The organism is Neobacillus sp. CF12 (genome assembly GCF_030348765.1).
Lineage (GTDB): Bacteria > Bacillota > Bacilli > Bacillales > Cytobacillaceae > Neobacillus.
The window spans coordinates 4,183,420-4,203,367 of the sequence record NZ_JAUCEU010000007.1 but is presented as its reverse complement, the minus strand read 5'-3'; the positions used below and the strand labels follow the sequence as shown (position 1 = coordinate 4,203,367).

Annotated in this window: 22 protein-coding genes and 1 pseudogene; 16 read left to right on the top strand and 7 right to left on the bottom strand. The window is 35.9% G+C overall.

Annotated features, from left to right (window positions below):
* The first annotated feature begins 16 nt into the window (after positions 1-16).
* Entirely contained in the window at positions 17-265 is a 249-nt protein-coding gene (locus QUG14_RS20005; RefSeq protein WP_289342195.1) for an HPr family phosphocarrier protein, read from the top strand.
* A 636-nt stretch (positions 266-901) separates the two neighbouring features.
* On the opposite strand, the gene QUG14_RS20000 is transcribed toward QUG14_RS20005, so the two are convergent.
* From QUG14_RS20000 to QUG14_RS19990, 3 genes are all read right to left on the bottom strand, one after another.
* A complete protein-coding gene (locus QUG14_RS20000) occupies positions 902-1,693 on the bottom strand; it encodes a hypothetical protein (protein WP_289342194.1) in 792 nt (263 codons plus the stop codon).
* Positions 1,694-1,829: 136 nt separating this feature from the next.
* Positions 1,830-2,093, bottom strand: a complete 264-nt coding sequence (locus QUG14_RS19995; protein WP_289342193.1) for a hypothetical protein — start codon at positions 2,091-2,093, stop codon at positions 1,830-1,832.
* 25 nt (positions 2,094-2,118) lie between these two features.
* Complete coding sequence (locus tag QUG14_RS19990; RefSeq protein ID WP_289342192.1) at positions 2,119-3,201, bottom strand: PDDEXK family nuclease; 1,083 nt, start codon at positions 3,199-3,201, stop codon at positions 2,119-2,121.
* Between the two features lie 106 nt (positions 3,202-3,307).
* On the opposite strand from QUG14_RS19990, the gene QUG14_RS19985 reads away from it, so the two are divergent.
* A complete protein-coding gene (locus QUG14_RS19985; protein ID WP_289342191.1) occupies positions 3,308-3,988 on the top strand; it encodes an EcsC family protein in 681 nt (226 codons plus the stop codon).
* Between the two features lie 908 nt (positions 3,989-4,896).
* On the opposite strand, the gene QUG14_RS19980 is transcribed toward QUG14_RS19985, so the two are convergent.
* Entirely contained in the window at positions 4,897-6,084 is a 1,188-nt protein-coding gene (locus tag QUG14_RS19980) for an LL-diaminopimelate aminotransferase (protein WP_289342190.1), read from the bottom strand.
* Between the two features lie 536 nt (positions 6,085-6,620).
* Here QUG14_RS19980 and QUG14_RS19975 point away from each other — a divergent pair.
* The 7 genes from QUG14_RS19975 (at position 6,621) to QUG14_RS19945 (ending at position 11,504) form a co-directional block, all read left to right on the top strand.
* Positions 6,621-7,190, top strand: coding sequence for a hypothetical protein (locus QUG14_RS19975; protein WP_289342189.1), 570 nt, complete (start codon positions 6,621-6,623; stop codon positions 7,188-7,190).
* A 388-nt stretch (positions 7,191-7,578) separates the two neighbouring features.
* The gene (locus QUG14_RS19970) at positions 7,579-8,562 is read left to right on the top strand and encodes a DnaD domain protein (RefSeq protein WP_289342188.1); all 984 of its coding nucleotides are present in this window, start codon (positions 7,579-7,581) and stop codon (positions 8,560-8,562) included.
* Positions 8,559-9,797, top strand: a complete 1,239-nt coding sequence (locus QUG14_RS19965; protein WP_289342187.1) for a replicative DNA helicase — start codon at positions 8,559-8,561, stop codon at positions 9,795-9,797. The genes QUG14_RS19970 and QUG14_RS19965 overlap by 4 nt, the downstream gene beginning before the upstream one ends.
* A gap of 62 nt (positions 9,798-9,859) precedes the next feature.
* The gene (locus QUG14_RS19960) at positions 9,860-10,282 is read left to right on the top strand and encodes a hypothetical protein (RefSeq protein ID WP_289342186.1); all 423 of its coding nucleotides are present in this window, start codon (positions 9,860-9,862) and stop codon (positions 10,280-10,282) included.
* A gap of 17 nt (positions 10,283-10,299) precedes the next feature.
* Positions 10,300-10,473, top strand: a complete 174-nt coding sequence (locus tag QUG14_RS19955; RefSeq protein ID WP_289342185.1) for a hypothetical protein — start codon at positions 10,300-10,302, stop codon at positions 10,471-10,473.
* Between the two features lie 353 nt (positions 10,474-10,826).
* Positions 10,827-11,006, top strand: a complete 180-nt coding sequence (locus QUG14_RS19950; protein ID WP_289342184.1) for a helix-turn-helix domain-containing protein — start codon at positions 10,827-10,829, stop codon at positions 11,004-11,006.
* Positions 11,007-11,264: 258 nt separating this feature from the next.
* Positions 11,265-11,504, top strand: coding sequence for a hypothetical protein (locus QUG14_RS19945; RefSeq protein ID WP_289342183.1), 240 nt, complete (start codon positions 11,265-11,267; stop codon positions 11,502-11,504).
* Positions 11,505-11,569: 65 nt separating this feature from the next.
* Here the strand turns inward: QUG14_RS19945 and QUG14_RS19940 are convergent, their stop codons facing one another.
* From QUG14_RS19940 to QUG14_RS19930, 3 genes and pseudogenes are all read right to left on the bottom strand, one after another.
* Complete coding sequence (locus QUG14_RS19940; protein ID WP_289342182.1) at positions 11,570-11,854, bottom strand: magnesium chelatase subunit ChlI family protein; 285 nt, start codon at positions 11,852-11,854, stop codon at positions 11,570-11,572.
* A 9-nt stretch (positions 11,855-11,863) separates the two neighbouring features.
* Positions 11,864-13,107 (bottom strand): annotated as a pseudogene (locus QUG14_RS19935) (YifB family Mg chelatase-like AAA ATPase).
* A 140-nt stretch (positions 13,108-13,247) separates the two neighbouring features.
* The gene (locus tag QUG14_RS19930; RefSeq protein ID WP_289344191.1) at positions 13,248-13,760 is read right to left on the bottom strand and encodes a transposase; all 513 of its coding nucleotides are present in this window, start codon (positions 13,758-13,760) and stop codon (positions 13,248-13,250) included.
* Between the two features lie 417 nt (positions 13,761-14,177).
* Here QUG14_RS19930 and QUG14_RS19925 point away from each other — a divergent pair, with 417 nt between their 5' ends.
* The 7 genes from QUG14_RS19925 to QUG14_RS19895 all read left to right on the top strand — a co-directional run bounded on the left by QUG14_RS19925 (position 14,178) and on the right by QUG14_RS19895 (position 19,920).
* Entirely contained in the window at positions 14,178-14,354 is a 177-nt protein-coding gene (locus QUG14_RS19925; RefSeq protein ID WP_289342181.1) for a hypothetical protein, read from the top strand.
* A 5-nt stretch (positions 14,355-14,359) separates the two neighbouring features.
* Positions 14,360-14,971: a YkgJ family cysteine cluster protein gene (locus QUG14_RS19920; RefSeq protein ID WP_289342180.1), complete on the top strand. Its 612-nt coding sequence runs from the start codon at positions 14,360-14,362 to the stop codon at positions 14,969-14,971.
* A gap of 993 nt (positions 14,972-15,964) precedes the next feature.
* Positions 15,965-16,243, top strand: a complete 279-nt coding sequence (locus QUG14_RS19915) for a hypothetical protein (RefSeq protein WP_289342179.1) — start codon at positions 15,965-15,967, stop codon at positions 16,241-16,243.
* Positions 16,233-16,889 (top strand): hypothetical protein, encoded by a 657-nt coding sequence (locus QUG14_RS19910; RefSeq protein WP_289342178.1) that lies wholly within the window; start codon positions 16,233-16,235, stop codon positions 16,887-16,889. The genes QUG14_RS19915 and QUG14_RS19910 overlap by 11 nt, the downstream gene beginning before the upstream one ends.
* 15 nt (positions 16,890-16,904) lie before the next feature.
* Positions 16,905-17,336 carry a hypothetical protein gene (locus tag QUG14_RS19905; protein ID WP_289342177.1) on the top strand — a complete coding sequence of 144 codons (432 nt, stop codon included), beginning with the start codon at positions 16,905-16,907 and terminating at the stop codon, positions 17,334-17,336.
* A gap of 686 nt (positions 17,337-18,022) precedes the next feature.
* Positions 18,023-18,961, top strand: a complete 939-nt coding sequence (locus QUG14_RS19900; protein WP_289342176.1) for a J domain-containing protein — start codon at positions 18,023-18,025, stop codon at positions 18,959-18,961.
* A gap of 224 nt (positions 18,962-19,185) precedes the next feature.
* Positions 19,186-19,920: a hypothetical protein gene (locus tag QUG14_RS19895; protein ID WP_289342175.1), complete on the top strand. Its 735-nt coding sequence runs from the start codon at positions 19,186-19,188 to the stop codon at positions 19,918-19,920.
* Positions 19,921-19,948: the final 28 nt, after the last annotated feature.

Sequence of the window (19,948 nt, the reverse complement as noted above, 5' to 3'; positions counted from 1 at the left end):
TAAGGATGGGATCAAATTGACAATCAAGGAAGAACAGATTCTTTGTCAGAAACTCACCCATGGGAAAATTATGAAATTAGTGGCGAAAGCTAATGAATTTGAGAGCACTATTTTAGTAGAAATGCATCACAAACGTCTAAATGCCAAAAGTATATTAAGTATGGCTATGTTCGGTGGCACAAATGGCAATATGACTATTTTTGCTTTTGGAAAAGATAGCGAAGAAGCTGTTACAGCATTAAAGACAATTTTCAATAAATGTTAACATCTCTAACGTAAGTTACCTAGACTGAATGATGTTTGGGCATGTGTTCAGTCTTTTTTTGTTTTAAAATTTAATTCCTACATAACAGGACGCTCAAAACAACAGATAAATGTCTCTCAATCTTGCTATTCTAATTAATGATGTAAGGGAGTATATACACATGGATTCGCTTGAAAAATAAATAGTGCATAAAGGGGTAGTTCAGGAAAATGCGGATTTACAAAGTTAAAGAAATCCAAATATAAAAAGCCTAATTTCTCGGGGTTATAAGTGAGAAATTAGGCTTTAGTTACTTCATTAAAGCGCCCGATTGTTGAACATCACATTAGTCTATTGCACAGTATATTTGTACTGTGCAGTAGTGGTTAAGCAAAATAAGAATCAGAAATCTTTTCAAACTTCCCCTAAATTTTCATAACGTTAAAAATATGTTAGGTGTAGACCATGTTCCCACATACCATATGTGTGGACTGTAATTGACAACACAAAGGGATGTTGGTGGGTTTACCAACTTTGAAGACTATTTTCCCTTTACCAAATTCAATCATTAAATTGAGTTTAGATCCGATAAGCTCTTTCTTTAAGAGGACTGTCATTAAGAATAAAGAAACAATGTAGCAATAAATGGAATGAATTTTATTTTTCAGTTTCTTTTTTTTCACCAAGAACCGCTTCTCTAGTTTTTTCTACTCTTATAGTTGATTCTTGAACGGACTTTTCAAAAACAATATCTTTGACATATTTTTTAAACTCTGGTTTGCCGAATAATGTTTCTTTTAGAGAATCATTTGTTAATTTATAACCTTCAAGAACTTTGCTTTTATCATTAAGGATAGCTTGGGTACCTTGATTTATCGCATCTTCATAAATCAACTTTCGGTAACTCTCAGTGTATTCCTTTCTAAATAATCCTACAAAACTATCAAAATAACTCTTGTCAAACATAGGAATATAAGCTAATTCTAATGCTGGTACTTTAATGTGTAAAATCTTAGATTTTTCATCAAAATAAAAATCTTGTTTTTTGATATTTTTCAAATCATAACCAAGCATAAAGTAACCAAACAAATGAATGTTGTATTCTTTTCCGAAAAGATACTTTCCAAATTTTTTGCCTGTTGTTTCAAGCCAAATATCATCATCTTGATTTTTTAAAAATTCATAAGTGTCATCTTCGGTGTAATCGAAGTCTTGGATATCCTCATATCCGAAATGTTTGCTGATTTCTCGCACCTTATCGTATGCGATATTTTCTATGATGACCTCACCTTCTATTGCTGTTGTTGCTTTTACTACTTTTTCTTCTCCACCTTCCAAAAGCATATATGTTCCTGCTGATCCAACGGAGGCACAAAGCAAGGCAAAAACAATGGCAATAACAATTCTTTTCCTCGATGATTGCTTCTTATTAACTCTAAATTCTGGCATAATTTTTTTCTCCCCATTATTTTTATATACTTATATAACAGATTTAAATTTGGTCAAACTCATCCTACTGGTATTCATCAGAGTTTGGTTTTCATAATACCACTTAAAGTAATCTGTATTATCATCTTACCTAGTTTTAGACTACATCGTATCCAGTTTTCTTCTTAACAGCTTCTTTATCGGTTGTAAAATAATAAGTAGCTCCATCTTTAGAATACGATTCACCGTACCAAATTCCCTTATTAATAGCAGACCAATTGAAACGTTTAGAATTTGTTTCTTTTTTGAAATATTTTGCCGCCTCCTGAATACTAGGACATTCAGCTATTAATTCTTCTCCTTTGAAAATATTTACTGGGATTTCGACTTTGTTTTGTACTATAGGTCTTTTTCTCTCCATATTAGCACCTGTCTATTTATTATTTTTATTCATCAGTATTAAGTTCAAAAAACTCCAAAACCTTATCAATAGTATATTGACTTCTCAATTTATAGGCACTGTTCTGATTAGCTTTTAAGCCCTTCACCCAATAAGCTTCCTCCTTAGATACATTGGCTAACCATTTTACTTTAACAACATACTCACACTTCTCAAGATCTTCTTCATCGTGAAACATATTGGTTGCTTTGAGGTTTAGATCTGACATTTTAACCTCTGTTTGATTAACCTTAAATGTAACATCTTTAATAGGTTTAACAGTATCTATTACTGTACCAATACCGACATATCCACTTTTAGGTATCATACAAAATACTCTAGCACCAACAAATAATTGGTTTAATGTCCTACTATACCAACGTCCTCCACCTGCTGAAATAAATCCATATTTTACTGCATCTTCCCATTTTCTAGATGCCTTATCTTCAAAATTCACTACAAAGTCTTGTTTATTCCATTTTTCCTTTTTATTCTCTACTTTCGTATTACTTGATTTCTCATCTATTACATTAGGATCTAAAAGCCAACTTCTAGTTAAAAAATGTTGTTCCCCCTCTTCGAAATAACGGAAGAAAACAGCATTGATTGGAACGTCATAATTATTTGATAAGTAATTAATTATTCTCTCTGTCTCACTATCAAGTTGTGACGAAACAATTGTAATTTGGTGTGAGTCATTTAGCTTGTCTGGTAAACTATCATCAAATTTTTCAGCAAATGCTTCTTCTAAGGGACCGTTATTTTTATCTTCATATATTCTTAATACTTGATCATATGAAAGATTTTGTACCCAGGAAGCATAGTCTAGTGCTTGAGCTACTACTTCTCTAGGTGCTCTATTTTTCTTTAATTCAATAATATGAAGGTTTCCCTCTCCATCTATTGCGAGCATATCTATATATTTTCCATACTCTGTTTGAACTTGTCTACCAATCAATAAAAGATCATCAGATAGAATAGTCAAATCTTCCGACAATATATCTTCTAACTTTTTTTCTGATTCAATTACAGAGAAATCCACCTTTTTTATACCGCCATTTACCTTCCATATCCCAACTTCTATAGGCATATACTCACACCTCTATGTAATGTTATTTAAAAGAAAAATAGTAATTTCCACACTTAGTTTTATAGTATAATATTACCATAATTTCCTAGAAGAAAGGTGAGTAAAATTGTCTAAAACAAAATCTTTAACACACGACGCAATAATGAAGGCATTAGATTGGTCTTATGATAAAGCAATTAATGGTGGTGTACCTGGAATGGACACGGCCATAGAATTAGCTGATAGTTATTTACAAAAAAGTGGGACCTTAGATGAAAAAGTTAAAAGTTTAATACTATGGCAAAACACCAAAAGTGCTACTAGTGGATTTTTAACAGGTTTGGGAGGACTTATTACATTACCTGTTGCTGTACCCGTTAATATAACTAGCGTTATTTTAGTTCAAATGAGAATGGTCGCAGCTATTGCACATATGGGTGGTTATGATGTAAAAGATGACCAGGTTAAATCTTTTGTTTATGCCTGTTTAGCCGGAAATGGAGCTAAAGATATTCTTAAAAATGCAGGCGTTCAGATAGGAAAAAAACTTGCAGTAACCGGTATTAAAAAAATCCCTTTCGAAGTAATAAAAAAAATCAACCGAACTGTAGGCTTTCGTTTACTAACAAAGTTTGGAGGAAAAGGAGTCATAAATTTAGGTAAGATGGTGCCTTTAGCGGGAGGAATTATTGGCGGTACCGTAGATGCAGTTGCTACAAATACTATAGGAAATGTTGCTTACAAGCTGTTTATTCAAGATCAAAACTCTAAAAGAAATGATGAACCTGAAATTATTGATATGTTATAGCATTAGAAGGTCTGTTTTAAATTTTTTAATAAGTTAGAGGATCTATACTACAAAATTTGATAGCAAAATGAGATTAAAAGATTTTCAAATTAATTCTAGTATGAAATTACTAGGTGTTGATATAATGGAACAAAAAGGCTATCTATTAGAAGGGGTAATTTGAGGAAGCACCAACTTATTTAGAAATCTGGTCAATTTAGAATTTACGAAGAAACGCAGCGAAGTAAAATAGGGGCCGTGGGAAATATATGAAGGTGAAAAATTGAAATTATCCAAGATATTTAAATTTATATTCATTGCATTAATTGTTCCATTTATAGTGTTATGGGGTGTAATTGAATTAGGCTTGCCGAAATGGGTGGTTAATACTTTTGCAACTTTAACAGTCGCCTATGTGTATTCCACACTGTTATTTCTGCTTTTAATTAATAGCTCAAAAAGAAGAAGATACGATAAAAAGGCATCATTGTATGAATGAATGGATGGATCAGTTAACAGACTATGATGAAAAACTAACTTATTTATTTACAAACATCAGGAACAAATATAAAACAATTATATTTTGGGGTCAGACCCCCACTCAGCTAAAGTTTAATGTGGTGAAGTATGATGGTTACCGCAATTTTGGGATCAAACCCCCACTCACGATATTTGTCGAAGATTGATAAGTAGTATCAGACCTCAATAATAAAGAAGGGGCTTCTAACACCGCAAGGTGATAGAAGCCCCTTCTTTCGCATCTATTCACTATTCTTCCTGTAAATCAATAACCTAATTTTTCTTGAGAAGCTGGCGCAAAATGCAAATCAGAGCATTTTCCAGCTTTTAAAATAAAACTATTAGAATAGCCTGGATATCTTGGAAATCTTTCCTGAAGGGTTCCTACGATTCTCTTCACCTTTACAGGGTTAGCCATTCCTAGCTGATTGGGGGTCTGACCCGACAATGGAGTTTATCCGTTCCGCTGCTTGAGCTAGTCTTTCAGCACTTTGGACAAGTGCGATCCGAACATAACCTTCCCCAAGATTACCGAAGGCGTCACCAGGCACAACGGCTACACCTGCTTTTTCAATTAGTTCAAACGCAAATTGGCGTGAAGTCCAACCGGAAGGGATCTTGGCCCAGACAAACATCGTCGCAGGTGACTTCGGAACCTGCCACCCTCCTTTCTCTAGTCCAGAAATCAAAATATCTCTTCGTTTCTCATATTCTATGACTTGCTGACGGAACACACTGAAATCAGATGTCAATGCAGTGACTGCTGCCATTTGAATAGGATAAAATATCCCGTAATCAATATTGGACTTAAAAGCAGCTAATATCTTTAATGCTTCTTTGTTCCCAACGGCATAGCCAATCCGGCAGCCGGCCATATTAAACGTTTTTGACAAGGAATTGACTTCAATTCCCATTTCTTTTGCCCCTTCGACCGACATAAAGCTTATTTGTGGATTTTGGTCAAAAATGAGTTCCGAATAGGCAAAATCATGAACGACTAGAATATTGTATTTTTTCGCAAACGCCACAACCTCTTCAAAAAATTCCTTTGATGCTAACGCTGTAACAGGATTTCCAGGATAACTAATAATCATCATTTTTGTTTGATGTAAAACATCTAATGGAATTTCATCTAATTTTGGTAAATATCCATTCTCCTCCACTAAAGGCATCGGATAAATTGACCCGCCAGCAATCATCACACTATGTTCATAAATTGGATACCCTGGATCAGGGACCAGAACATAATCTCCAGGATCAATCATCGCTGTCGCCAAATGGCTCAGACCATCTTGAGACCCCATTAGCTGTACTACTTCATTGTCAGGATTAAGATCAACTCCGTAACGCTGTTTATAAAAATAGCTAACTGCTTTATGGAATTCATCAATTCCCTTCAATGTATAGCCATATTTGGTTGTATCTTTACTGTAGGTTACTAACGCATCAACAACATGAGCGGGCGGCGGCAAATCCGGACTGCCCACACTTAAATCAATCACATCGATACCCTGATCGATAGCCTCGCTTTTTTTATTTGCTAACTCGGTAAAAATACTCGTCGCCATTTGTTGTGTTTTTTTTGAAGCCATAATCATCTACAATCACCTAAATTTTCATAATGTTCATTCTCTTAAATTCTACCACATTCTCAGGCGCACGAGCCATGGAGACTAAACTAATAAATGACTCAATTCAACAAATAAACACAAGCTGCAATACTAACCAAACGTTTGTTTAAAAGTATCGTGAACCCTATAGAAATAAATGACCTAGGGTTATTTCCCATAAAATATTTGTCGAATAGAGCTTTGTTTTCTCAATCATTCTGGCTGCAATCCCATCAATGTTTTTAATTGAAAAAAGGCAAAATGGGTACTGGGGTGCGTAAACCGTTTTTCGCTGTTATTGGAGTCGGGAGTGGGATCTCCAGTCATTTATTATGCAAATTAGGCTTTTGGGAACAATAGGTGTGTCTACCAATTCTTCCTTAAAGGATGATTATGGTGTCCCTTGTTATTCTCACTTTGTTAGGATGGTTTGTACTTACTGGTAATAAGTATATGGATAAACTTTTTTAGGATGATAAATGCATATGGAGAAAAACAAATTTAGGAATGGAGGAGCTCGTACCATGACAGCAAAAGTTCTATGCAGCCTTTTCGCTTTAACATTTTTAATCGTAACAGGACAACCAGCCAAGGCAGAAATCAGGGTACTATCCGATAAGAAAACTGTAATAGAAGAAGGAACCTACCTATACCCTGGGAATAAAGAAAAGGTATTTACTGAGACCATTGATCAATTTTATGAGGCATTAAGGAAAAGAAGTTATCCTGTTCATCAAGAATATTATAATAAGCATTATGCTTTTTACAAACATCATAAGAACAAACTTGGAAACATGGACAGTGCTCTTTTTAAAGACATGCCCGATGCATCCGTAAATTTCCGAAAAAAGATGCTATTTCAAGATGTAGAGAAACTCTATTACCTAACTTGGGATGGTAATGGAATGTTTACCTCCTATCCAGATATACAAATAAACTATCACCAAGCAATCAGTCCAGACCGACAAGTATACTTCTTCTTCTCATTCAAAGACACAGAAAAAGAATTCAAAGGAAGATGCTCCGTATACGACGTAGAAACCAAACAACTCATTGCTGGCGGAGAAGCTACCATTAATAGGAAAATGCCTTAGCGAATGCTATGGGGACGGTTGGACGGTTTTACTGGTTCAATCATGGGCCAACCATGGGAAAAAGTAGAGGCTCTCTTTTCGGTGCAATACAAAAAACCATGAGAACCGTCCCTAGTGTTACAAAGCTCGAAGAGCTAAAAGTAAAATTACTTCTCTCTACTTAACGGTATTCTACTACCTCTTCCTAGATAGGTACGCCCCTATCTTCTAACAACACCAATAAAAAAATGCCATCAGAACCGTCCCCACGGTCGATAGCTTGACAGTCCCCCCAAAACCCCATTGTCACAAAACCTCCACAAATTAATGAAATCCCTATGACCTTTTCCATCCTTTATCTATATATAGTCTATGAAAACATTTACTAGGAGAAAGGCAGTGGTTGAGGATGGCAAAGTTTAGAAAGGTGCGCGTTGATTTTTGGGTGGATCCGATTGTTTCTGAAGAACTTACACCGGAGGACAAATACTTTTATTTATACCTTCTAACGAATCCACGTACGACTCAAGTTGGAATCTATAAGATTACGAAAAAGCAAATTGCTTTTGATATGGGCTATTCCATTGAAAGTATTCATTCGTTAATGGAACGGTTCGTCATGCATCATCAGTTGATTCGCTACAACCCTGAAACGAGAGAGCTCGCGATTAAGAACTGGGGAGAAAATAACTTTGATAAAGCCGGGAAACCCATGATGGATTGTATTCTTTCCGAATTAAAGGCAGTCCAAGATACCTCACTGCTTCAATTTGTTTTGGAATCCATTCCTAAAAAGGAATTCCGCAGCCTATATGAATCTTTTTGTAAATCAGAAATCAGCAAGGACGTTAATGAACAGAACGAAAATGATACATATCTAGCACCCGAATGGAAAGACCCTGACGATACGTCCTCGATTCGTCCCACGATAGGTGGACAAGAAGAAGAAAAAGAAGAAGAAAAACAACAAGAAGTCTATCAGCCCTTAACAGATTGCACACAAAATCGTGATCACCACCTCCAAACCAACGAAAAACTTGTCGATGTAAAAGAAATTATTGAGTTTTGGGACAATAATGGATTTGGCTTTACCAACATGAATGCTAAGGAGCAGCTGTTATCCTGGTTAGATGATTCTAGCTTTTTACATCCGAAAGAGATGATTGTTAAAGCGATGAATATGGCCTGTTCCAATAACAAGCGAAGGCTGTCATATGTAGTAGGGATATTGAAGAACTGGGAAAATGAATCCATCTTAACCTTAGAAGAACTAGATTCCTATCAGGAGAACCAAAAGGTTCTATCCCAAAGGAACTTCAAACAGTCATCACCTGGAGGAAGAGATATTCCAACTGGCTTTGTCCTTGACCTAACGGCAGGTGAAGACGAATGAGTATCGTGGAAAAAACATTATTAGGAAGCCTGATGAAAGCAGAATACTTACTCAAAGATACCGTGATTCAGCCAGAGCACCTGGAAAGTACATTGCATAAAGAAATCATGCACAGAATGTTAGAGTTAACACAGGCAGGTAAGCAGATTGATTTGATTACCTTTTCGACTGTACCCAACCTCGAATCATTGGGTGGAATGTCCTATCTTTCGGAGCTCTTATCGTATGGGGATATCGCGAAATTCAATGGAACGGAAAAGCTTATTCTCGACCTCTGGAAGGAACGGGAAAAGAGATCCATCTTAACGATAGCAGCCATGAATGATTGGGAGATTGAGAAAGTCATGACACAACTGGATAAAATCAATCAAGTAAAGATGGAGGATTACACCTCCTTACTTGAAGCACTGGCAGGTATCTATGAAGCCCCTTGGGAAGATCCAAAGCGCATGAATAGTGCAACAACGGGGATTAAAGGGCTCGATGAGGTAACGGGAGGTTTTCATTGTGGAGAAGTGACCATACTAGCCGCAAGACCCTCGATGGGAAAAACCGATGTGATGCTTCATTTTGCCAAAATGTCGAGGTGGGCAGGATTTCTGCCGCTTATCTTTTCCTTAGAAATGCCTGAAAAGCTGATCACCTCCCGTTTAATGGCATCAACGGGTGGCTTCAATCGGGGAAAAATGCGCGATCCGAAGAGAATGTTATCCCAAAAACAAAAGAATCGATGGTCCGATGTGATTGGGGATCTCGCAGAAACCAATATTCAAATCTTTGATGGAGCCGGACAAACGATTGCCGAAATGAGAGCAAAAACACGAAAAATGATCAATCAATTTCCTAACAAGAAACCGATCCTTTTTATTGATTATTTAACACTCATTCAGTCCAATCAGTTTTACGGAGGTAATTCCCATTCACAAGTAACGGAAATTTCCAAATCTCTTAAAACCATGGCAAAGGATTTCGATTGTCCAGTCATTTGTTTAGCCCAGCTCAATCGCTCGGTAGAATCAAGAGCGTTTAAAAAGCCGATGATGTCCGATATTCGGGAATCCGGCAGTGTGGAACAAGATGCCGACGTCATTTTGTTCTTATATCGGGAAAAGTATTATGACAAGGAATCGGACAACCCTTCCCTTGAAATCTTGGTCTCGAAAAACCGCTATGGTCCAGTAGGATCAGTCTTTGTCACCTACAGTGAGCATACAGGAAAGATCGAGGACCAATAGAAAGAAAGTCTAACTCATTAAACCTATACCAATAAAAAAATCCAATAAAGAGGTGTTCTCACATGTTAGTGAAAGATCTTTACTTATTTTGTATCCAGTATGAAATTTCCTTTTTGGCCCATTACATCTACCATCTACTTGAAGAGAAGAAAATATCATTAGAGGACGATAGCTCCCAAATAGACTCATCCCTAGCAGACATTCCGAAAGTAAATGAAATGATTCAGAAAAATGTCTTAGGAATTCATCGAGTTTGCGTCTATTCACTGAAAATGAACCAAAAGGATTTTGTGTTTATCTTTGCAGACAACGAGAACGAAGCGATACAGTTTTATACAAAAACATTTCATCAACCGCCATGGAACTGCATTGAATCATTACTAGATTTCGAGTTTTATAGAGGAAAAGATCTGGTTTCGTTTCGGGACATGAGGAGGGAGTTCGTGAGTTTTCCAGCAATAGCAGGATATTTCTCAAGGGTGTGATAAGGGGGGAGAGATTCATGAGAAAACGAACGGGTGGAATTGCCATGCTCGCAGCAGCTGTCAAGTATTGTACATTTCCTTATTGTTATTATGGAACAAATGAAGATGTTGTTGACGGCAGCCTAGTTATATTCCTGAATAGTAGAACGGGCGGAACCTATACGAGTGCAACAATTGATCTAAATCAATAATAAATGGTGGGCCACAGGGTATGACCTTGTGGCTCACTTCGTTTATCTAAAAACATGCGCTTACTTCATACACAATCCCCTTCAGAACTTCTCGTAGAATCTCAAGAAATGTTCCTATGACCAACACCCTCCTGGAAAGAAGAGCAACAACCAACCACCCCAACCATATCAAATGCAAATCCAATCTATCAATGTAAGAATACCTAGCACTTTAGCAATCTTCAGCAAATACCTGGGAGTGAAAGGCTTGGATTTTTAACTATTTTTCATGAAAAAGGCAAAATGCGTACTGGGGTACGTATACCGTTTTTCGCTGTCATTATGTAATTGGTTTAAAAAGGAGAATCCCTTGAATGACGTATTACAAATTGTATATTGGCAATGGGTTAAAGAGAGTGAGGGATGAAAAACAGAAAACACAAATGGATTTATCACTGAGTACGGATCTTACTTTAAAGTATATATATAAGCTTGAAAAGAACATAAGTTCACCCTCAAGCACTACACTTGATAAACTAGCAAAAGGCACTTGAAATGGAATTATGGGAATTTATGTTTGAGATCAAGGAGGAAATGATTTATAAATATTTTGATACTAAAAATAAATAAGCAGCTGACAATGGCTATCGTTTGTAAGAGATATGGTAGATAATGATTCTACCTATTAATGTTCCATATTCACCGCAGTATGATTAAACATCATCACCAATAAATTAATATCAACAACTGGTTATTATAGTTTCACAAGACTGTCTGGTTGAAATATTACTAAAGTAAATGAGGGTTGGTAGATGAACAAAAAGAATATTGAAATTATTAATGTGGAAGTTTGGAAGAAATTCGAGCACGAAGGTCAATATTACTACATTGAGGTTTTTTATTATATAGATGGTACCGTCCAAGCGTTCGCAAATAAAAAGCCTGATAAAGTCCAACACATATCAGAAGAGTTCCCAATAGGCATCGGTCGCGATGAACATGATTCCACAAAGGCCGCTATTCAAGCAATTTACAACATTGCAAATCAATAAAAAGGTGCGTTAAATCAGCTAAGATTATGGTTAGTTTTTTAAAACATTGTTAGTAAAAAGTGCATTCATAAACCCTGGCGACGGTTCTCATACTTCACTTCATTTATTTTTTTGCATATACCTGCAACAGGAACCGTCTCCATAGTCTGGTAGTCATAGGAAAGGTTGTGTCTCCCTCCAACAGATTGCTGTTTATGCAGTCCCCATCTTCTAAGTATCATTGCTTCCCAAATAGCTGTATTAGTTATGCTTTCTTCTCCTTCCAGGTCTGAAATAGATCTTGCAAGTCGAATTATTTTGATTTGAACCCGGTTACTCCAGTTCTGTTTTGCTGCGACGTTTGTAAGCATCTTTGTTTGTCATTTGATAATGGGCTTGTTTCTGTAATGATTTCGAACGGAACTTTGGCATTTGTTAATTCTGATTGATATCCGTTGATACTGGACCTGCCGGGCTGTTTCAACCCGCTTCTGGACATCAACAGATGTTTCTTGAGTTGTTGATGGCTGATCTAGATTCACAGATTTTAGTGAAAGCAGGATATCAATTCGATCATAGACTGGGCCGGATAATCGATTTCGATAGCTTTGAATTTGCCTTTCTAAACACGTACAATAATGATCATTTGATCCTAGGTAACCTTATTGACATGGATTCATCGCACCTATAAGAATACAAGAGGACGGATAAGTCACTGTAGAATGTACTCTGCTAATGGTAACCTGCCCGGTCTCAAGTGGCTGACGCAGCATATCGAGTGTCTTTTTTGTAAACTCTGCTATCTCATCAAGAAACCGCGATGTGCAAGTGAAATTTCTCCAGGCCTCGGTGAAGAGCCACCACCAATAATAGCGACGGAGGATGCTGAATGATGTGGGTGCCGATACGGGGCATTTTGATGAAGGTTTCTGCTCTCTCCTGCCAACTGGTACAGACTCATGACTTCTAATTGTGCTTGATTTGTAAGGGATGGTAATATGGAAGGAAAGGTTTCTGCAAGCAAGCTCTTCCCGCACCCTGGCGGGCCGCTCATGAGCACATTATGTTCACCCGCGGCAGCAATTTCAAGTGCTCGCTTTGCTTGCTCATGGCCAATAACATACCGGAAATCCTTTTGGGGTGAATCGAATAAAAGTGGCGTATGATCATTTGGAGTTTTAAGAGGAGGAAAAGGCAGTAGTTCTTGCCCTTCTATGTGCTGGACTACTTCTTCGATATGCTGAACCACAATACAATCCAAATCTTTTAACATTTGGATTGGTATTGCAGGATCAAACGGCAAGTAGATTTTCTTTAAACCCAGTCTTTTAGCAGCAAGCAAAGCCGGCAGCATTCCTTCAGCTTTTACAACCATGCCATCAAGGGATAATGCACCAATAAATGCAGTATCCATCGGAATCGCCACTTTTATCATACTCAGCTCCTTTAAGGCAGCAATCGCTATAGCCAAATCAAATAGTGGCCCATTTTTCTTTTGTTCTGATGGTGAAAGATTAACGACTATCTTTTGATCGGTAACATCCACATCAAAATGACCAAGTGCTGCAATGACGCGTTCCTTTGACTCTCTTACTGATGCATCCGGCAAGCCAACAATCACCATCGATTCCGTACCAGGTTTAATTCTTACCTCTGCCTGCACAAGATAACCTTCAAGTCCTTTTAATCCAATACTAAAAGTCTTTACTGTCATAAAAATTTCCCTCCTACTATTTCTCGTTATTCATTTACAACTCGATTATGTTAGGATTTTGAAGGGATTATATTTACTGACTCTTCAACAAATTTACAGTAGTTTTCCTTCTTCGGTTCTGGAAAATGGGATAATATTTTTGCAGTTGTTACATGAGGATTTTCAATGCTCGTTATATAAGCAAAATAGCTACTCCACCGATAATCTATTGGCGACTTTACCATTCTTGCTTCTACTGGATTCAAATGAATATATCTACTGACTTCCAATAGATACTCAGCAGAATCAATCAGTTCCGCTCCATATCTGCCTTGAAAAACATGACCTACAAGGCGATGGCGCTTATTGAAATACATCGCATATCGAGAATTTAACATTTTCATAATGTCTTTTGGATGATGGTGAATGGTTTCTAATTGGAGATGAATGTGATTGGTCATAAGACAATAGGCGTGGAGATAAAAAGGAAAATATCTGCGGGTTTCTTCTAAGAGCTCTAGGTATGCTTCACGGTCAAAATCATCATAAAAAACAGAGGATCTCCGGTTGCCTCGGTTCGTAATATGATACTTGGCACCAGGAAACCAAATACGGGGTTTTCATGACAACTAAGGCACCTCACTTTCATCTAAGCGGTAAGTTCTGTACCAATACTTAATTCAACAACATCCTCTAAATTCCTATCAAATTCGATAATAAATTTTGACAAATTGAAGAACAAAAACCTAGAGACTAGCTCAAAAATTTAATCTTTGTGCTTTACCGCGTTAAACTTTAGCTTAGTAGGGGTCTGACCCCCATGTCCCCAAGACTCAGTACCTACAAAATTGAAAGAATGAAAGCCTTGCTCTTGCTCAATATGAGATTGATAAATAAGCACCACCGGAGGAATTAGAAATTTAATTATAAAAAAATGTTAAAAAACATCTCCTCTTTATTAATAATATTATCACTACAGAAAGAGGAGTTGTTTTTCAAAAATGATAATAATTCAAGCATTAAACGGTAAAGATTACTTCATTCTTTACAACGGTAAGAACGAATACGGTGATGTTCAACTCTTGATTCTAAATGATGAACTGGTTTTAGACGAAGCTGATTCAAGATATAAAGTACTTGAGAAAATATTTATTGATATGAATTTATGGGGGGATTGATACTCATGAAAACGGATTATAGATCATACGAGCAAAAGGCATCTGATATTGCTCAAGCATCTGCTAAGATGGCTTACAAGCTAGGAACATCCTTAATAGAACAAGTAAAAGCAAGTGAACAACCTGATGATAATTTGGTTAGAATGTATTCTGAACAATTATCGGTACTAGAAAATTACTTCAACTTGCTACATGAAAAGACAAATACAAAACCAAGTTGTAAAAGTGGTTGCTCTAGGTGCTGTAAATATCCTATTTGGACAACCGAGGTCGAATCTTTATATATTGCAAACTGGATTAGAAAAAATATGGATAAAGACGCCCTAAATAGGTTGCATAAAAATTTTGACAAATGTAATGAAGATATTGGTGATTGGGCAGAAACATATGAATACGGGGATAAAACAAAACATGATGAATACACAAGAAAAAATGTAAAATGTCCATTTTTAATTAATAATTCTTGTTCTATCTATGATGCCAGACCCTTTGTATGCAGGACTTACTTTTCATATGGAAATCCTAAAAACTGCGAAAGAGAAATGTACCCAAAAGGAACTATAAATCTATCAGATGTTAGTAAGAATTTGTATGAAGCTCCTCTAGAAACAAAATAAGAGTTGCATCAGTTGGAAATAAGGATAAAGAAGATCAACTTCATCGTGAAGCATTTAGTTTAATGTTATTACCATATTGGTTCAGGAGGTATGAAGAATAATCTCACTATTGAAGTTCTTAAAGTTTTTATTAGTTGTTACAAATCACCTCACTTTCCCCGTTTATATAAGGTAAAGAGAAAGCGAGGTGATATGTAATGCCGCCACCAGAAGCGAAATGTAAAAAATGCGGATGTAAAGTTGAATTAATTTGGCCCAAATCATTGGACTCGGGAATTTACAAATGCACGGACTCTGATTGTAATGTAGTTAATTGTATAAAATTTCTTTAACGATAGTCACACTAACGAATCTTTTATGTTAGGTATTTGTAAGTAATATACAAGGAAGGAAATCATTAACCTAATTATTTTACCAGCTATTACCTATATCGCTTATCACGCTAACGGGGAGTAATGTTGCAATTATCAGCAAGGGCACTTCTCGGCATCAATACTCTTAAGAAAAAAGTGTTCTGTCTTAACCACCTCTTTTAAACTTTACCGCATTAAACACACACACCCTTACCTACTGTTAGATAGGGTAATTGGCTAATTTAGCAAACTTTCTTCATAATACAGAACCTAGCAGCAGCTATTAATCTATTAAACTTCGACAAAACTCGGAGAGTGACACAGGCACGGGATTTTAGGAATCCTCATTTGATGGGGGTAGAAATATATTCGTTATTACAATGAAAAACGAATCCAAAAAAGAATGGGATTCGTTTCTCCTAAAATGTATTATTTTAATTACCAAAATGCTTCATAAACGTCGATTTTTCCAATGTCTATTTTTCGGGGGCTTGACCACAGGCACGGAAATTAATGACCATCTCCCCACATATCTGCCAGCTACTGGCATTAATCGTCAAAATTTTCCTAAAAATATTCTATTCTTTTCCAATTCATATTATAATTTGTTTAGATATTATGAGTTAAAGGGGAGCCAGGGATGAGTTTTTTTAAGAATTTGGTCACTTTTGGTGCATCTGGGAGGATTGACCGAAAAGTTGAGGAGTTTGAGGATCTGCAATATGAATATGAATCCTTATATAGAAGGATGGAAGACAGAAGAGAAAGTGTTAATAAGGCTCTTGAAAAAGTTGTAAAACTTAAAGTTAAATCTGTAAATTCACTCAATAAAATTAGCAAAATATCAAAAAAACTAAAAGGGAAAGACCGTGAATTCATTTATCGAAGTTTGGGTAAAGAAATAGAGAATGTTAATTAACTTTAACCAAATTGAAACCACCCTTAATGCGGCACACGTGGCGATGAACGCTACCAAGGGAGTTTCTTCTGGGATTGGAGCAGCACTTGGTACATGGGCACTTGTTTCTCAATTTGGTGTTGCGTCAACCGGGACAGCTATTGCTGGATTATCAGGAGCAGCCAGCGTTAATGCTACCTTGGCTTGGTTAGGTGGAGGCGCTGTTGCTGCCGGGGGTGGAGGGATGGCTGTGGGTACTGCTGTATTAGGAGGCTTAGTTGCCATCCCAGCTCTTGCTATAACGGGTATTTTTAGTCATGTACAAGCCAATAAAAAAATAAATGAAATAGAAAAACAAATGAATAAGGTTATTAAAGCAATAGACCAAATTCATTCGAATATTCTGCAGCTAGATTTAGTTGATGACCGTTCAGATGAACTTATCGTCGCTTTACATAAAGCAAATGATGTCTTTAACAAGGAGTTCAAACGTGTTTATAAAGAAATCTATAAATATCCTGTACTCTCAAAAGCGTTAAAATGGACAAGGAAAACAATATTGAGAGGAAATTACTTTTCAAAGAAGGACTTTGAAAACATAGCCTACATAGGTGGAATTGCAAGTGATTTTGCCGTAATCATTGATACCAAGGTATTTGAAGATTAAAGGAGCTGTTACTAAATGTTTGAATTAATTAAGTCAAAAGCTAGTAAAAATGTTGGACAACAAGCCTTAAAAAAACTAGATCAAGTATCCGATGTAATCCCATCCACTGATGTATTGAATTTTTTCAATAAATTAACGGTGGCCTATAAGGAAGCGAAAGTAACAGAAAGAGAACTTGCCAAAATTCAAGCACAAAAGGAAGTTCTTTTAACAGAAATGGAAAAAAGATATGACCTCTATCATAAAGTGTTTGACCGGATTTTCGATGAAAGAAAAGTGGCGATTGCTAAATCATTCGAGGTAATTGATCTTGGATTGCAGCAAGGTGATAAAGAATTAGTGAGTATTGGTATGCAAGGTTTAAGTAAAGTCGTTTCTTCCTCTCCCTTTGCGAACATAGAACAGCTAACAAACATGATTGAGGGCAATCGAGTAATAGAAATCTAGTCTTTTCAAATTAGGAATCAACAACATCGGAGATCAGTAAATCTATCGTTAAAACAGCTGAGATTACCTCTTAGGCTTTAAGTTAATAGTAAGTTCATAAGTCAGAACAACGGTTCTCATGGTTCTATTCATTTATATACCTGATACAAAATAAGTATTAAACCATGAGAACTGTCGCCTATAATCCTAGACCTCCCTAGTGCCTCTTGGATTATAGATATCAAATGAGTAAAATGGTTTTCTTTGAGAATTATCATGATTCTCCCTGTTTCGGAATAATTTTTGGACATTAATTCCATCAAACTAGGGGCATCTAGAGCCGTCAATCCTTGGGCATCTAATATCAATTGCTAGACAACCGCCTTATAGGTGAAATCTTGAGGAACAATTCTATGAAACAAGAATATTCGGAGAGTGACAGGCACCAATATTAAAAACACGAGATCCTTTCACGTTCTAGAGGAGCCCTATTATATAATTCTGTGATAGTTGAACCTTCAAAAAAATGGAAATTTTGGATTCTACTTAAAGTTGGCCTTTTTAAGATAAAGTGATAGTTGACTTATTTGCCATTATACGCTGACCCAAAATTTAGGAAAATAGCCCCAATTATTTCCTTTTCATTTATAATTAAATAGTCAATTTGTGCCGAATATTTACTTTATGAACAATGAGGAGAATGGATTATGAAAGATTACTATAAAGTCCTGGGAATAAACGAAGGGGCTACAATCAAAGAAATAAAAAAAGCATATAGAGATTTAGCGAAAATTCATCACCCTGATGTAGGTGGAGATGAAGGACTTATGATTGCAATAATTGAAGCATACGAAATACTAAGCAATGAAATTACTAGAAAAGAGTATGACAACTACAGAGATTTATATGCCAATGCTAAAAAGGATGATGAATACGAACCAGCTATTAAAACGTTTTATTGGCAGGCATATGAAACTTTTACTGATAATGCTGAACGAATTTGGGAACTTTTCATGGCAAAAGTTAATTCTAAACCATCGTTTGATAATATTACTGAGTTTATGATTAATAAAAATTGTAAGGAAGTCATAAGAGTCATAAAATATTTTTATAAAGTGCCTAAGGATCAGCTTAAAGTCTTAGAAAAAGATGTTTTTCCGTTATTTATTAGAGGTGGAATTATCCTTGCGGATATCCTTAAAGAAGAGACCCCCAATTATGAATATTATTGGAAAAAATATTATAACACATTTCTTTCGTTATTTAATGTTGAACCTCCCTTTGACTTTCTTATGCGTAAAGATAGCAAAGAAGTGGAAAAAATCTTTCCAGAGGAATTTAATATGATTGGTAAAAGATATTTTGAAAGTATTATTAACAATACTGCATTTAACACTCATAATATGGGGTCAGAAGAATATAAAATTCTTACTCTGTTATCTGCATCTTTATTCTTACGTGGATACCATACTTCAAATGCTAATCATGGTTTAAAGAAAATTGAAGATTCAGGTCGGGTTATAAAGTACGTATCAAAATCAGTTGTATTTTTGATTAGAAATTGGAAAAGGATTGTATATACAGTTTTTGGAGGAATCTTATTATTTGATCTTATTTTGTTGATAGTAGTATTTGCATCGCAGTAATTAAGGTGGATTCTAATATAACTTAACTAAAAAAAAACGAGACACTATTTAACACGGTAATCGTCAAGCTTAGTGGGGGTCTGACCCCATAGCCCTAGCCCTTGTATCGTACCAAGAGGAGCTGCGGGTTTATATGCGTTGTTTGATTGGGGGCTTACCAAAAAAATAAGTAATTGTTCAATTACTCCAATCTCTATATAATTTGCTGTTAGGGGCGGTGTATTATGTACGTAGAACATCCGATTTTTAAAAAACCAGAAAATGAAGAAATTAAGATTTGGAAATACATGGACTTCACGAAGTTTGTTAGTATGCTAGATAATAATTCACTATTTTTTACAAGGTCAGATAAATTTGAAGATCCATTTGAGGGAACTTATTCAAAGGCAAATCAAATTTTACGTCCTACGATATACAAAGATTCCGGAATAAATGAAGAGGTATTTCGCCAGATAGATGAGTTTTCAAAAAGATTAAGGCAACACATTCTTATTAGTTGCTGGCACATGAATGACCATGAATCAGCTGCTATGTGGAAGCTATACTTGCAGAGTTATGAGGGTATAGCCATCCAATCAACTTACTACAGATTTTGCAAGAGTTTCCATGATGCAAATGAAAATATTTATATTGGGAAAGTTGATTATGTTGACTATGATTCGGATTGGATTCCAGAGGGGAATGCTTTTAGTCCATTTTTATTTAAAAGGAAAAGCTTTGAACATGAGCGCGAAATAAGAGCAATTATTGATGATTCTAATATTAATAATGAATCTAGGAAGTTACCTCAATTCGAAATTGGAACCAATATTAATGTGGACCTAAATATTTTAATTGAGAATGTTTATGTAGCTCCAACTTCTCCAAAATGGTTTAAAGACTTGGCTTCATCATTATTACGCAAATATGAATTAAATCGAGATGTGATTCAATCAACTTTGTACCAAAGTCCTTATTAAAACACCTAAACTAGGTGTTTTTTTATTT

What these genes read in the sequence shown, in the direction of transcription:
- QUG14_RS19940 (WP_289342182.1), bottom strand. Translation starts at nt 11,854, where the DNA reads ATGCTTACAAACGTCGCAGCAAAACAGAACTGGAGTAACCGGGTTCAA.
- QUG14_RS19960 (WP_289342186.1), top strand. Translation starts at nt 9,860, where the DNA reads ATGTTAGTGAAAGATCTTTACTTATTTTGTATCCAGTATGAAATTTCC.
- QUG14_RS19955 (WP_289342185.1), top strand. Translation starts at nt 10,300, where the DNA reads ATGAGAAAACGAACGGGTGGAATTGCCATGCTCGCAGCAGCTGTCAAG.
- QUG14_RS19905 (WP_289342177.1), top strand. Translation starts at nt 16,905, where the DNA reads ATGTTTGAATTAATTAAGTCAAAAGCTAGTAAAAATGTTGGACAACAA.
- QUG14_RS19950 (WP_289342184.1), top strand. Translation starts at nt 10,827, where the DNA reads ATGACGTATTACAAATTGTATATTGGCAATGGGTTAAAGAGAGTGAGG.
- QUG14_RS19900 (WP_289342176.1), top strand. Translation starts at nt 18,023, where the DNA reads ATGAAAGATTACTATAAAGTCCTGGGAATAAACGAAGGGGCTACAATC.
- QUG14_RS19920 (WP_289342180.1), top strand. Translation starts at nt 14,360, where the DNA reads ATGAAAACGGATTATAGATCATACGAGCAAAAGGCATCTGATATTGCT.
- QUG14_RS19945 (WP_289342183.1), top strand. Translation starts at nt 11,265, where the DNA reads ATGAACAAAAAGAATATTGAAATTATTAATGTGGAAGTTTGGAAGAAA.
- QUG14_RS19895 (WP_289342175.1), top strand. Translation starts at nt 19,186, where the DNA reads ATGTACGTAGAACATCCGATTTTTAAAAAACCAGAAAATGAAGAAATT.
- QUG14_RS19975 (WP_289342189.1), top strand. Translation starts at nt 6,621, where the DNA reads ATGACAGCAAAAGTTCTATGCAGCCTTTTCGCTTTAACATTTTTAATC.
- QUG14_RS19910 (WP_289342178.1), top strand. Translation starts at nt 16,233, where the DNA reads ATGTTAATTAACTTTAACCAAATTGAAACCACCCTTAATGCGGCACAC.
- QUG14_RS19990 (WP_289342192.1), bottom strand. Translation starts at nt 3,201, where the DNA reads ATGCCTATAGAAGTTGGGATATGGAAGGTAAATGGCGGTATAAAAAAG.
- QUG14_RS19995 (WP_289342193.1), bottom strand. Translation starts at nt 2,093, where the DNA reads ATGGAGAGAAAAAGACCTATAGTACAAAACAAAGTCGAAATCCCAGTA.
- QUG14_RS19915 (WP_289342179.1), top strand. Translation starts at nt 15,965, where the DNA reads ATGAGTTTTTTTAAGAATTTGGTCACTTTTGGTGCATCTGGGAGGATT.
- QUG14_RS19965 (WP_289342187.1), top strand. Translation starts at nt 8,559, where the DNA reads ATGAGTATCGTGGAAAAAACATTATTAGGAAGCCTGATGAAAGCAGAA.
- QUG14_RS19925 (WP_289342181.1), top strand. Translation starts at nt 14,178, where the DNA reads ATGATAATAATTCAAGCATTAAACGGTAAAGATTACTTCATTCTTTAC.
- QUG14_RS20000 (WP_289342194.1), bottom strand. Translation starts at nt 1,693, where the DNA reads ATGCCAGAATTTAGAGTTAATAAGAAGCAATCATCGAGGAAAAGAATT.
- QUG14_RS19980 (WP_289342190.1), bottom strand. Translation starts at nt 6,084, where the DNA reads ATGATTATGGCTTCAAAAAAAACACAACAAATGGCGACGAGTATTTTT.
- QUG14_RS19970 (WP_289342188.1), top strand. Translation starts at nt 7,579, where the DNA reads ATGGCAAAGTTTAGAAAGGTGCGCGTTGATTTTTGGGTGGATCCGATT.